Consider the following 14,108-nt stretch of genomic DNA (forward strand, 5'->3'; position numbering starts at 1 on the left):
GTAGTGTGAGCGTCTCGCTCACGCGGGCAAGACTTCGGCGTGAGCGCTCAGTCGAACGCTGCCCGCACTACCAAAAACCCCTCAAAACAAAATTGACAGACCACTAGGGACTGTTTTCAAACTCTAAATTTGACTTAATTGTAGGTTGGGTTGAGGAACGAAACCCAACATTTACTTTACTTCGTTGGGTTACGTCTACTTTCTGCAACCTACTTTCGGGGTTTGAAAACACGCCTTAGCCCCTAGCTCCTAGTCCCTAGCCCCTAGCCCCTAATCCCTAGCCTAACGATAAATATACGTAGTTACTAATAATTACTTAGTATCGTTAATTTCTCTAACAAAAATAATATTTCTCGGAGATGTAATAGGTTTATCAACAGGTTCCGATATAATCACTTACATCACTTTGATGCATCAAAGATTATTACAGTTATGCATTTTGAGACGGCGCATAAATTTGCTCATACCTTACCCCTTTGTCTAAAACTAGGGGCTTCCTCGGTGCGGAGGTACTAGTGATTGCTATTTACCCTGGTAGCTTTGATCCGATTACCTTGGGACATCTGGATATCATCCAACGGGCTAGCCGATTGTATGATGGGGTAATTGTGGCTGTTCTGCGCAACCCCAATAAAACACCGTTGTTTACGGTACAGCAAAGGCTAGAGCTAATTCGTCTATCTACACAACATTTACCTAATGTTGAAGCAGATAGCTTTGATGGTTTGACAGTCAACTATGCTCAAAAGCGACAAGCACAAGTGTTATTAAGGGGTTTAAGAGCAGTTTCCGACTTTGAAATTGAGCTGCAGATGGCTCATACTAATAAAACTCTTTCTACCCAAATAGAGACTGTTTTTCTAGCCACCTCCAATGAGTATAGTTTTTTAAGTAGTAGTGTGGTAAAAGAGATTGCAAGGTTTGGTGGCTCTGTCGATCATCTCGTTCCCCCACACGTTGCTTTAGAAATATACCAATGCTACAACCACAACTCTCCAATGTTGAACCCGATCGCAACGGAAACAATCTCCCCTCTGAAGACTATCCCGAAGGAGCGGGAACCATAGATCTTCAGGAGGAACTCGCTCGTCTTGAGGATATTATCGTTAGTGGATTCCGCATTCCCCTAACGGGACGCACTTTAGTTGATGATGAAAAGCTGTTAGAGCAGCTCGATTTTATTCGGGCTTCTTTACCATCAGTTTTTCAAGAAGCAGGATTAATCCTCGATCAAAAAGAGGAAATTTTGCTGGAAGCTGAAGAATATGGCCAGCAAGTTGTTGAGGCGGCGCAAGCTAAACGCGCTCAAATCTTGGCGGAAAGCGATATTATCAAGCAGGCAGAACGCGAAGCCGAACAGCTAAGACGACAAGTGCAACAAGAATGCGACGCCATGATGCAAGAAACTCTGGCAGAAATTGAGGAAAAGCGCCGTGCTTGTATGCAAGAGTTAGAAGAAATGCGACAAGCTGCGATCGCTCAAGCTCAAGAAATCGAAAATGGTGCGGATCAATATGCTGATAGCGTCCTAGAAGGTATTGAACAGGATCTTAAAGATATGTTGCGAATTGTTAGCAATGGCAGACAAGAACTGCGAGCAGAAATGCCTCCGCAAAGAAATTCTCCGCCACCTAAGAAAAGATAAGCTTGATGGAGGTTGAAAATTTCACAAAACTGTGTTAAAAAAAATCAAAATTAAAAATCAAATTATGTCCGCACAGTAAGAATTATCGCTATTAATTAGCGGTAAATTCAATCTGTATAAGCTAGCTTTGTGCTTAAATTTAAGAAAATACTTTGTTGAGAAAACAATTTTAATTCTTTTTTAGCGAGCAAGTGGAAGGTATTTTAAATTAATCAATTTCCGTAAGTTCGTAGTCAAATATAACTGCGAACTTATTTCATTTTTGAGTGAATTTATTACATAAATTATAGGTAAAAATATATGATGCTAATTTTCCAAAATCTAGTTTTGATGCAAGTTAATTTTGGTTTTAATTTTGCTTTTAATATAGCGAGCTTACTAGGACTAATATATATAGTTTTTGGTATGGCTTACATGATTTTTATGGTAAATTTGCTATTTAGAAGAGCTAGCAGCCTTAATGGTATGGCTTTTATAATTTATCTGCTGCAAGCTTTATTAGTACCAAGTGTGATGTTGCTTGTAGGTTTTATTTTTGTTTTTCAGGGTTGGCGATTAGATCCGATTTTACAGTTTGCCCAATTTTTATTAACTATATTAATTCTTTATTTCTGCATCAAAGACTTGCTGGTAAATGAAATTTCTCGCAATAGATAATGTTAGTCAAAATAGGGACTGATATCTTGCACTTACACCCTATAAGAGTGAGGTTATACAAACTCAGCTTGGCTACGCAGGCTAATAAACTTGGTTTTTCGCTTGATTGCTAAAATACAATGTTTATTAAAAACTTATCAATAGCACAATACGGTTCAGTTAGCGTCAAAAAACAGATTTGGCGTAGGTTGGGGAGCCACTGCGTTGGACGGGTTTCCCGACTTGAAGCAAGTGGCGTTTGAGGGACGAAACCCAACATTTTCGGCGCTACATTTATCTGAGGTTATACAAACTTAGCCTGACTATGCAGGCTAATAAACTTGGTTTTTCGCTTGATTGCTAAAATACAATGTTTATTAACAACCTATTTATGGCAATCCGTTTAGAACTGACAAACACCCATCTTCCTTGTCCCCCTTGTCCTTTTTCTGCGTATATAAAATAGGATTGCTATATGAAACTTTATCAGAGGTAAACTAAAGTGACGCTAGATTTTTGGGTGCGAACTAACGGCACTTGGATTAATGCTATCAGTATTATTGCAGGGACAATTAGCGGACTTCTTTTAAAGAAGCATCTTCCTGCAAAAATGCAGCTGATAATTACCCAAGGAGTAGCGTTAATCACCATCTTTATTGGTTTGCAAATGGCTGGTAGTTTAACGCAAGTGAAAAATACTCGCGTTGATGGCATAGTATTAGGACTAATTGCGATCGCAGTTGGCGGAGTTTTAGGCGAGTGGTGGAAATTAGAAGAAAGACTCTATTCTTTAGGCGACTTCATTAAAGCACTTTTTCCCGCAAGCGACAATTTTACAGATGGTTTTGTTGCTAGTAGTTTATTATTTTGTGTCGGGCCAATGGCTTTAATTGGCAGTTTTAACAATGGTTTAACCGGGAATAACACTATATTAATGCTCAAAGCCACAATGGATGGCATCAGCGCGATCGCACTTAGTAGCAGCTATGGTATCGGCGTAGGATTTTCTGCCATCATCCTGCTGTTATATCAAGGTACCGTCTCCCTCATCGCTGGATTGTTAATCCAAGTTTTACCCAACCCAACCAATCATCCCTGCTTGTTATTAATTACAGGTGTAGGTGGCTTAACAATTCTCGGATTGGGATTAAACTTATTGGTAATCACCCAAATCAGAGTCGCTTCTTTACTACCAAGTTTACTCATTGCACCTCTACTTTATTTATTAACTATTAAGTAAGTCCCTAGAATTGAATTCTTATACCAATAAACAAAAAGAATGCGGGTGGTAGGGGCATGGCACTGCCATGCCCTCTATAATTATTGATGCACCACAGAAAGCATTTAAATTGCAATACAGTTCAGTTAAGGATAAATTGTAGATAAATTGTAGGTTGGGTTGAGGAACGAAACCCAATATTACCGGGGTTTGGTTGGGTTTTTAGACTATATTGATAGTCCGAAAAATCATTTAAATTGGTATTACCAATGACGAATGACAAATAACAAATGACAGTTATCTTTAAATCCCGGCAACCTACTTAGCTCACTCCTTTACTTGCCATAACTGGAATAGTAATTATAAACTCTGACCATGCACCAGGTTGAGAATTTACTTCAATTTTTCCCTGATGTTCATCAACAATAATTTTATAGGAGATTGCTAAACCTAATCCCGTACCTTTTCCAGCAGCTTTAGTTGTATAAAGATATTCAAAAATTTGTTTCTTAATATGTTGTGGCATACCCGTGCCATTATCTTTAATAGAAATTATTGCATATTGCTCATCCAGACTGAGATTTGTAGTCACAGTAATGCAATTTGGTTTAGCTTTAATTTCGGCAAAGCTTCTGCCTTGATTTGCCTCTTCTAAAGCATCAATGGCATTAGCGAGAATATTCATGAAAACTTGATTTACGGGACTTTGTAAACATTCAATTAACGGTATTTCGCCATAATTTTTAATAACTTCAATTTCCGGACGCTCCTCATTAGCTTTTAAGCGATGCTTGAGAATTAACAGCGTGCTATCTAACCCTTCATGGATATCAAATAGTTGCTTTTTTGCTGTATCACTACGAGCAAAGCTGCGTAAACTATGACTAATATTAGTAATCCGTTCAATGCCAATTTCCATTGAATTGAGCAGTTCGGGAAAATCTTTTTTGATATATTCTAAATCAATAGATTTAATGGTTTTTTGAATTACCGGACTCGGTTGGGGACATTCTTGTTGATACAAAGCAATCAGTTTAAATAAATCCTTGAGGTATTCTTGAGCAGGAAAAATATTACCAGCTACAAAACTAATGGGATTATTAATTTCATGTGCTACTCCAGCAACTAAATTACCCAAGGCTGACATTTTTTCATTTTGGATTAGTTGCAGTTGCATAACTTGCATTTGCTCCAGGGTATAACTCAGTCTAGCCGTTCTTTGAGCTACCCTTTTTTCTAATTGTTCATTCATACTGCGTAATTCTTGATTCAGGTTACACAGTTGTAAATGTACGTTGACTCTTGCTAAAACTTCTTCTTGTTGAAATGGTTTAGTAATATAGTCAACTGCACCTAAAGAAAAAGCTTTAACTTTATGTTCTGTTTCATTTAAAGCCGTCATGAAAATTACAGGGATATTTTCATTGTTAGGTAGATTTTTCAGCCGTTGGCAGGTTTCAAAACCATCAATTCCTGGCATCATGACATCTAATAAAATTAAATCTGGAGTCATTACCGCCAATTTTTCTAAAGCACTCTCGCCACTTTGGGCAATAAAGACTCGATATCCTGCTGATTTTAAACAATCAAATAAAACTTTAATATTAGTAGGATTGTCATCGACAATCAAAATTTGGTTGGGTTGAGTTGAATTCACGATTTAACCTCCGCTATTGCCTGTTGAATAAATTTAACGATCGCGCTTTCGTTCATCTCCTGTAGCAGTTGTAGTAATTGCGCGGCAAAAGGCTCGTAGCGTCGATCTAATTGAATTAGGTGCTGTGCTGCTTGTTCTAGGGTGTCAATATCACCCATGCGTGCTGCTAATTGCAGATTTTCTAATTCTTGAATATCCGGTAAGACTAAAGCGATCGCCTGATTCGCAGTATCATTGACAACACTCGGCACAGTCTCGGCTTCGCGAATCCAGGTTAAACCCAAGTGAACGCTCAACTGTGACAGCAACTCATCCGATTGTATTGGTTTGGGTAGAAAGCCATTGCAACCTGCAGTTTGGCTTTGTTGGCGGTTAAAATCAAAGACGCTGGCAGAAGCAGCAATAATGATAGTGTGTTGAAATTGGGGAAGCGATCGCAATTTTGCTACCATTTCTAATCCATCCATCACAGGCATTAACAAGTCAGTAATGATACAGTCTGGTTTGTGTATCATAGCTTTGTCTAATCCTTCCGCACCGTTACTGGCTTCAATTAATTCAAAATCTAGTAATCCTAATAAATGGGAGATTACAGAGCGATTTTCCCAGCGATCGTCAACTATCAAAATTTGTCGTCGTTTGCCTTCATAACCAATAATATTTTCAGTAGAGGTTTGCGGCTGAATTTCTCGCCACTCAGCAGCCGTAACCACATCTACATCAAACCAAAAGGTGCTACCCTCCCCCAAAGTACTTTTGACTTGGATTTGACTACCCATCAATTCCACAATCTGCTGACTAATTGCCAATCCTAACCCCGTACCCTCAGCCATTCGCTGGCGATCGCCAACTTGCTCAAAAGGTATAAAAATTTTGTCTAATTGCTCTGGTGTCATCCCTACTCCCGTATCTGTGACTTCAAAGCGGAGACAATACTTACCCTGAATTGATTCATTTATAACACTGATCCTCAGTAAAACACTACCGCGATCGGTAAACTTGATAGCATTACCCAACAAATTAATTAATACTTGCCTTAAGCGTTTTTCATCAGTATGGATAAACTGCGGCAATTTATTCACGGCTTCATAACTAAATTCAATATCCTTTTGTTCCGCACGAATGCGACAAATTTCTACAATACTGTTGAGAAAGCTATTAAATTGAAAATCTTGATTTACCAGTTCTAACTTCCGCGCTTCTATTTTAGAAAGGTCTAAAATATCATTAATTAATGTTAATAAATGAGAACCACATTGATAAATAATATTGAAAGCATCTAATTGTTTAGCTGTAGATTTCTTGTCTCGCTGCAAAATTTGCGCGTAACCCAAAATACCATTGAGGGGAGTTCTTAATTCATGGCTCATATTGGCTAGAAAGTCACTCTTAGCTGCATTAGCTGCATCAGCCATTTCTTTAGCTTCTTTGAGTTCAGCAGTTCGTTCTTCAACTCGCTGTTCTAATAACAAATTAGTTTTTTGCAAAGTTGCAAAAGCGTTTTGCAATTGCCCAGCCATACTATTAAAAGCTATGGTTAAAATACCTAGTTCGTCCTTTCTCTGTGTAGGAATTGTTTGCCCAAATTCCCCATTAGCAAAAGCAGTTGCGGCATCTTTCAGCTTAATAATTGGCTTAGTAATCCAGCGAGCCGTAAGAATTCCAACTCCTATAGATATTAATAAAGCTAACAATGATAAAATCAGCGTATTCCGATTATTTTCATAAATTTGCCCCATAAAATCTGCTGCGGGAACTGACTCTACCACCAGCCAATTCAAACCAAATTTATCTTTCCAAGGAGCAACTTTGACAAAAATTATTTCTCTATTGACTACAAATTGTAGATGTTCCTCTCCTTTGATGTTGTAAAAATCAAAGTTAGCTTTTAAATATTGGGCTGTAGCTTTGATTAAATCGTCATCACTTTCTTCTGCTTTTAATCTGAGAATCTTGCCCTTTTCATACTTGAATGGCGGTTGAATATTAGAATTAGCTACTAGAAATCCATTACGTTCTAAAATAAATACTCTACCATTGGGGCTAATATTGATATTTTTTAAAAAATTGCCAATTGAAGACAGCTTTAAATCTGTGCCTAACACACCAACTAAACGATTTTGTTGGTTATATACTGGATAGCTGTAAGAAATAGATATAATTCCTAAGTTCTGCCATTGGTAAATCTGGCTCCAAATTGGTTTACCAGCTTTCACTGCATCCGTATACCAGGGATCTAATAAAGGATTGATATCGCGAACTTCTAATATATTGTCCCTAGAACCATCAGGTTTTAGGTTATAAACATACATTTTTTTATCAGATGCAGCATTGAAAACTTCTAGATTGAAATTAACTAGATTTTTATCCTTTTTTTCTTTGAGAATCCCCGTGAATTTACCCTGTGCATGACCAAAATTTATATAGCTAATATTAGAATTTTTAATTTGGGCATAAAAATATTTTTCTAATTTATCCGAATTTTGATAATCTAAAACTCCAGATTTGATTAGATCAGCGTTAATTTGATTTAACTTTACCGGGTCTTTGAGGTAAGAATCGAGATGTAAAAACACCTTAGAATTCACTTCATTTTGTAATTTAATAACTAAATCATTAACTGTTCTTTGTCCATTTCTAAAGGAAAAATATCCTACTAATCCCACAGTGACGCAGATTTGGATGACAAAAGGAACAATTAAAATTGTGCGTATAGGAACTTTGCTCAATCTGCTTTTGATAATTTGTTTCATGATTTTTCTGAGTTTGGTTGCATTCGTAGTAAAAAATTATGCAATGAGGATAATTTTTGCTCAAAGTATTGCAGAGTTTATGCGAAAAATCATGTTAATTTTTGTAAGGAATATTTTTAGTTCTTATATATATCATCAAAAATCTTGATGAATATATTATTCACACGCTATTGTGATGCAAAAATTAATTTCTGTATTAAATGTCTAATCTATCTATAGCATTAGTATTTGCTGATTGGAGAAATTCAGTAATACTCAAAATCAAAAATGCTGATTTTTTAGTTCCTACTCTTCCTCTGTACCTCAAAACTGCTGACGCAAGTATTTTCAAAAGTGTTAAGCAGAATCATAGAGACGAGAAATCCAGCATAATATATATCTTCATTACTGACAAAAATATTTTATTTAAGCTTTAAATTTGTTGGATATAACCCAGAAATTCTTTATCAAATACTCGTATTAAATAAGTAATGACACCATTGGTAAACATGTGTCTAGTTGATTATATTTTAGTTGTGTTCAGGCGAAAAATCCTGGATATGCTGCTTGGTAAGTCAACACATATATTTGGAGTATCTATGTTACTGTCAATAGAAAATATTGAAGATGTTCTTCGCTTGGAATTCCGCAAGCAAGTTGTAGAACCAGGGATTCAAGATGCAGTCACATTTTTACGCCGATGGTCATATCTTTCGAGTCAAGTTGTGCGCTTACATGGAGCCGCATTAGCTAGAATACATATCCCAGATATCCAATATTTGTTAGCAGAAATAGCTTACGGTGAATGTGGTTCTGGAAACAAAAGTAAAATTCATAGCAAATTACTGCTGGAATTAATTAATCAATCTCCTAATGCTCAACTTATTACTCAAAAGGTAGATCCATTTTTAGCACAATTTTTTGAACACACCATCAGCCATTTATCCCAGATGAGTCAGGATGAAGCGATTGGATTTATTGTCGGCTTAGAAGCTCCTGCATACGATATTTTACATTTACTCAAGCAATCTTTTATAGCTGTAGATATACCAGAAATAGATGTATTGCAATCAGAGTATTTTATTATCCATGATGCAGTCGAAAAAGAGCATCAACAATCAGGCCATGAAGCGATAGAAATTATCATGGCTAATGGTTGTCAATTAAGCAAAATTCACAAAGGCGGGGATTATGCAATTAATTTCTTAATTACGATGGTAGGTAATACAGTTGTGGTTTAATTCCATCCCAGCTACTGTGAAATTACTAATTTTGATAATCAGGTTGTATTACCAAACTTTATAATGTTCCCTATTATTTTTTGCTATGGCTGTTGACTGTTGACTATTGACAGACTTAAAAGCCTAGCTCTGCTTGAAGTTTGAATTGTGCTTTGTGCTGTTAGTTAGTTACAGAGTATATGTAAAATCTTTTACCAACATTCCGGGAACAAGGCTACCTCCAAGTTGACGGTTTTCGTAAGTTCCAACTTCAGGGATAAATTCTTGAAAATTAGTCAAATCTACTAAATTATCTCCCCAAAAGCGATAGAGACTTTCATCAAAACGCAGGTTTTCAATAGGAGCAATAATTTCGCCTTTCTCTACCCAAAAGCAAGCATAACGGGTCATACCTGTAATTCTACCCGTAGGGCGATCGCTCCAATTCAAATAATGTAAATTCGACACATATAAGCCTGTATCTAAACTCGGTAAAATCTGCTCAAAAGCTAAATTACCCGGACTGACTTCAAGCGCGCGTAAGCTTTCATAACTATTCGCACCGTTTGCCGTTTTTTGATATTCTTTTGCAGTCCGAGAGTTAACTAAACTATTGATTAAATATCCTTTGGCAATTATAGGTAACTCTGGTGCTGCCATTTCTCCTAATTCATTAAATCGCGGCACTAACCCTAGCTGAAAGTTTTCTTTTAAATTAAACTTAGGGGAAAGTAATTTTTCTTCACGGCATAATGCAGCTAATGAACTATTTCCTTGTTGGATATCGGCTTCACTCACACCCCCCCAAGAAAGCATATTTACTAAATCGGCAACTGCGGCAGGTGCGAAATAAGTTTTATAATTGCCTCTAGGTATTTCCTTTGTAGTTAAAGAAAGTAATTCTAATTGTTTTTTATCTTCTTGAATTCTCTTTATATAAGCAGATTCATCCCAGTTACTACCTGCAAAAGTACCTTTAACTGCTTGCCCTGATGGTTTAAACAGAGAATAATCTAAGGTAAATGTATCGGTAGCAAACCAATGTTTTTGTCCTTGGGAATCGCCGTAAGCTTGAATCACTACACCCCCGGCGTATATCCCTGTAAAATCCAGGTCAGCAACTAATTCTAGAATTGTAGGTACTACCGCTTCATTAGCTAACAATTTGCCAGAATGTATTTCTCTACTACTATTATTTCCTGATGGTAAAACTAGATAGGGATCGATAGGTAAAAAGCGAATTTCTTCCCGTAATTCTTGTAAAGCTGTGTATGCTGTCTGCCAATCAATCTGCCAATTTCCAGTAAAAGGAAACTGACGCATACTAGTACGTTGCTCTTCCATTAAAGTTAGTTCAACCCAACCATCAGCAACATAACCAGTTTGGCGGACTTTTGCCTGATTAAACCTGGTAAATTGACTGCGTTCGCTGTTAAGTTTAACAGTGAATTCTTCAGTTGCCGTTTTCTTGACAAGGAGAGTTTCAATTAACTGGTTAAAGCTAGTTTCTAATGTAGATAATTCGTCAATTTTCATGAGCAGGGGGTATTAAAGAGCAGGGGAGCAGGGAGCAGGGGGACAAGGAGAATAAAGAAGACAATTGTACAGACGCGATTCATCGCGTCTCTGGCTAATGACTAATAACTATTTAACTTCCACCACCAAATACTTCGACATTAGCAAATAGACAAACTGGTGAACCATGTCCTACCCAAATAGCTTGATTTGGTTCGCCTTTACCGCAGTAAGGTGTACCATATATTTGCCAATTGGAATTATTACCAACTTTGGTTAAACTTTGCCAAAATTCGGGAGTGGTGGCGCGATAGTTGGGGTTACGCAGGGTTTTGGTGAGTTTGCCGTTTTCAATTAATTTGGCATACTCGCAACCAAACTGAAATTTATAACGGCGATCGTCTATTGACCAGGAACGGTTTGATTCCATGTAAACACCATTTTCCACCCCGGCGATAATTTCCTCAAAGGTGGCGTTTCCTGGCTCTAAATTTAAGTTAGCCATGCGATCTATTGGGGGGCGATTCCATGAGGAAGCACGGGCACAAGCTACGCCTGCTATTCCCGCCCTGGCTTGGCTTTCTAGGCTGCCTAAACCTCTCTGAAGTACGCCGCCTTTAATTACATATTCTCTGGTGGCTACTGCGCCAGTATCGTCAAAGTTATAGCTGGCAAATTCACCGGGTACGGTGGGGTCAAAGGTAATGTTCATCAGTGGCGAACCGTAAATTAGGTTGCCAAAATCGCTCTTTGTGACAAAGCTACCGCCGGCGTAGTTCCGCTCATCTCCCAAAATTCGGTCAATTTCTAGGGGATGCCCGACGCTTTCATGGATTTGCAGCATCATTTGGTCTGGTGCTAGGACTAAATTGGTGCGGGTTGTTGGGCATTCGTCGGCTGTCAAGAGTTCTACTGCTTGTTCTCCAACTTGCTGCACCCGATCCCATAGTCCATCTTGTTTTAACAGTTCCAATCCGCCTTGATAACAGTTTGCGTGCCAGCCGTTGTTAGTACGCTGCTGGACGATCGCGCCATCTTGGGCTGTAGCTCCGTAATGTGCGCCAACAGAGAGAAACTTTTGGTATACTTGGGAGCCATTACTACTGACAAACCATGTCTCTTTTTCGTTGCTGCTAAAGCTGGCTGTAGTTTGGACAATTTTGTCGCTAACTTTGAGGGTTTGGCAAATCCGCACGAGTAAATCGTTGATTTCTCTGGGGGTAAGGGCATCTAATGGTTTGACAAATGGTGAGTGATATTCACCCACAACTTTAGGACGCTGAGTTTCCCGGAAATCATAGATTCGCCATTCACTAGCAACAAGTGCCTGTTTATACGCTATTTCGGCGGCAGCTTGTAAGCTGGCAATGTCTAAATAATTGGTAGCTGCATAACCCAAACAGCCATTTACCAATACTTCTAGCATTGCTCCTTTGGTGGAGTATTTGCCATTAGCTTGGGGTAAGCCATCACGGACATGACGGTTAACGGCTGTTTCTTTGACAACTCGAATACCAACCCAATCAGCAGGAATATTGATATTCGCGATCGCGTTTGTTAATTCAGAAAACATAATTTCAATTCTAAATTCAAAACTTGTACTGAAGCTCACTCGAAGTATTCAAAATTCAAAATGAAGAAGTTATTGTTGACGATTTTGCTTTGTTTTGACGACTAGGGACATCCAATTTTTTCAATACCCAATCAATTTGTAGTGCGAGCATCTTGCTCGCTGGTGTTCAAAAGCGAGCAAGACTTCGGCGTGAGCGCTCAGTCGAACGCTGCTCGCACTACGGAATTTGGGTAATTTATTTTTTGTAAGTCCCCTATTGCGGCAATTATTTTGATTAACTCATTAGTTTCTCCCAAAACTTAGTAGTTAACTCCTGTGCCAGCGTGTGCCATCCTTACTATCAATTAGAGTAATACCTTGTGCTTGGAGTTCATTCCGGATGCGATCGCCTTCTGCAAAGTTTTTGGCTTTTCTGGCTGCTTGGCGTTGTGCAATCAAATCTTCTATTTCTGCATCGCTTAAACCATTATTTGCAGGTTTTGCGGCTTCTGGTTTGGTTTCTAAGCCTAAAACTCCCGCTAAGGTAATCAGGGTTTCCCATTGTTGGCGTAAGTCTTCAGCAGGTGTTGCAGTTTTCCCTTCATGGACAATAATATTTCCCTCGCGCCGCAGTTCTTTGGCTAATTCAAAGATGATTGCTAAACCGCCAGGGAAGTTAAAATCATCGTCTACGGCTTCTCGGAAACGGTTGACATATTCTGGGGAGATTTCTGTTGTACTTCCGGCGTTGTTGACTTCCCATCCCAGTTGTTCGCCGTATTCATCACCAAATAGCAATCCTTCTTTCAAAGTATGCCAGCCATTAGTAGCGGCGGCGATCGCTTCGTCGGTAAAGTCGATGGGTTTGCGATATTGGGCTTGCAGCACAAATAACCGCACCGCCATTGGTTCTACATCTCGATCTAAGAGGTCGCGAATGGTGGTAAAGTTACCCAAAGATTTGGACATTTTTTCACCATCTACTTTCACCATGCCGTTGTGCAGCCAGTAGGTAGCTAAAGGCTTACCTGTTACCGCTTCTGATTGGGCGATTTCGTTTTCATGGTGGGGGAAAATTAAGTCAGCACCACCAGCGTGAATATCTATGGTATCGCCCAGGCGATCGCGTACCATTGCAGAACATTCTATATGCCAGCCGGGACGCCCTGAACCCCAAGGTGATTCCCAAGCGGGTTCCCCTGGTTTAGCGGCTTTCCATAAAGCAAAATCAAAGGGGTCTTTTTTCTTTTGATATTCTGGATCTTCGATATTAACGCGATCGCTGGCACCAGCTTGCAAATCGTCTAATTTTCGCCCAGAAAGCTTACCATAATCAGAAAACTGCCGCACAGCATAATAAACATCACCATCGGCGGGGTAAGCATAGCCTTTATTTTCTAAATCGTGAATTAGCCGTTGAATCCCATTCATCGTATGGGTAGCGCGGGGATACTCATCAGCTTCTTTTATGCCCAATCTAGCCATATCCTCAAAGTAGGCTTTAATAAAGCGATCGGCTACAGCTTCCATTGAGGAACGTTCTTGCCTAGCTCGATTTAAAATTTTGTCATCAATATCGGTAAAATTTTGGATATAGCGCACTTCATAGCCGCTAAACTGGAGGTATCGCCGGACTACATCCCAAACAATACAAGCTCTAGCATGACCCAAATGGCAATAGTCATATACCGTCACGCCGCAGTAATACATCTTAACCTTGCCTGGTTCTACGGTTGTAAAGGTTTCCTGACGACGGGTGAGGGTATTGTAAAGGGTTAGGGTCATAAGCAGTTTAAAATTCAGTTATTCAAGATTCAGAATGGAAAAACCATTATGTGCTAAACATCTTAGCGATCTATCTATATGCAACATTAAAGCAAAGACAGCTACATTCAGTAATTGAGAAATAGATAGATACGTAATAATAGGGTA

At 38.8% G+C, this 14,108-nt stretch carries 10 protein-coding genes; 5 read left to right on the plus strand and 5 right to left on the minus strand.

The window, feature by feature from the left end:
* The first annotated feature begins 515 nt into the window (after positions 1–515).
* From coaD to AACW45_RS07125, 4 genes are all read left to right on the plus strand, one after another.
* Complete coding sequence (gene coaD, locus AACW45_RS07110; protein ID WP_190632369.1) at positions 516–1,067, plus strand: pantetheine-phosphate adenylyltransferase; 552 nt, start codon at positions 516–518, stop codon at positions 1,065–1,067.
* Positions 977–1,645, plus strand: coding sequence for a DivIVA domain-containing protein (locus AACW45_RS07115; RefSeq protein ID WP_190632370.1), 669 nt, complete (start codon positions 977–979; stop codon positions 1,643–1,645). Before coaD ends, AACW45_RS07115 begins: the two co-directional genes overlap by 91 nt.
* Before the next feature lie 300 nt (positions 1,646–1,945).
* Positions 1,946–2,302, plus strand: a complete 357-nt coding sequence (locus AACW45_RS07120) for a Ycf66 family protein (protein ID WP_242045730.1) — start codon at positions 1,946–1,948, stop codon at positions 2,300–2,302.
* Positions 2,303–2,783: 481 nt separating this feature from the next.
* A complete protein-coding gene (locus AACW45_RS07125) occupies positions 2,784–3,521 on the plus strand; it encodes a DUF554 family protein (RefSeq protein WP_190632371.1) in 738 nt (245 codons plus the stop codon).
* Between the two features lie 301 nt (positions 3,522–3,822).
* Here AACW45_RS07125 and AACW45_RS07130 read toward each other — a convergent pair whose 3' ends face one another.
* A complete protein-coding gene (locus AACW45_RS07130; protein WP_313933766.1) occupies positions 3,823–5,157 on the minus strand; it encodes a hybrid sensor histidine kinase/response regulator in 1,335 nt (444 codons plus the stop codon).
* The gene (locus tag AACW45_RS07135; RefSeq protein WP_190632372.1) at positions 5,154–7,910 is read right to left on the minus strand and encodes a hybrid sensor histidine kinase/response regulator; all 2,757 of its coding nucleotides are present in this window, start codon (positions 7,908–7,910) and stop codon (positions 5,154–5,156) included. Before AACW45_RS07135 ends, AACW45_RS07130 begins: the two co-directional genes overlap by 4 nt.
* 578 nt (positions 7,911–8,488) lie before the next feature.
* On the opposite strand from AACW45_RS07135, the gene AACW45_RS07140 reads away from it, so the two are divergent.
* Positions 8,489–9,130: an iron-containing redox enzyme family protein gene (locus AACW45_RS07140; RefSeq protein ID WP_190632373.1), complete on the plus strand. Its 642-nt coding sequence runs from the start codon at positions 8,489–8,491 to the stop codon at positions 9,128–9,130.
* Between the two features lie 168 nt (positions 9,131–9,298).
* Here the strand turns inward: AACW45_RS07140 and AACW45_RS07145 are convergent, their stop codons facing one another.
* The 3 genes from AACW45_RS07145 to cysS all read right to left on the minus strand — a co-directional run bounded on the left by AACW45_RS07145 (position 9,299) and on the right by cysS (position 13,961).
* Positions 9,299–10,645 (minus strand): TldD/PmbA family protein, encoded by a 1,347-nt coding sequence (locus tag AACW45_RS07145; protein ID WP_190632374.1) that lies wholly within the window; start codon positions 10,643–10,645, stop codon positions 9,299–9,301.
* 112 nt (positions 10,646–10,757) lie between these two features.
* The gene (locus AACW45_RS07150) at positions 10,758–12,197 is read right to left on the minus strand and encodes a TldD/PmbA family protein (RefSeq protein ID WP_190632375.1); all 1,440 of its coding nucleotides are present in this window, start codon (positions 12,195–12,197) and stop codon (positions 10,758–10,760) included.
* Between the two features lie 306 nt (positions 12,198–12,503).
* A complete protein-coding gene (gene cysS, locus AACW45_RS07155; protein ID WP_190632376.1) occupies positions 12,504–13,961 on the minus strand; it encodes a cysteine--tRNA ligase in 1,458 nt (485 codons plus the stop codon).
* Positions 13,962–14,108 lie beyond the last annotated feature (147 nt).

The organism is Calothrix sp. FACHB-168, from assembly GCF_963889195.1.
Taxonomy (GTDB): Bacteria; Cyanobacteriota; Cyanobacteriia; order Cyanobacteriales; family Nostocaceae; genus Aulosira; species Aulosira anomala_A.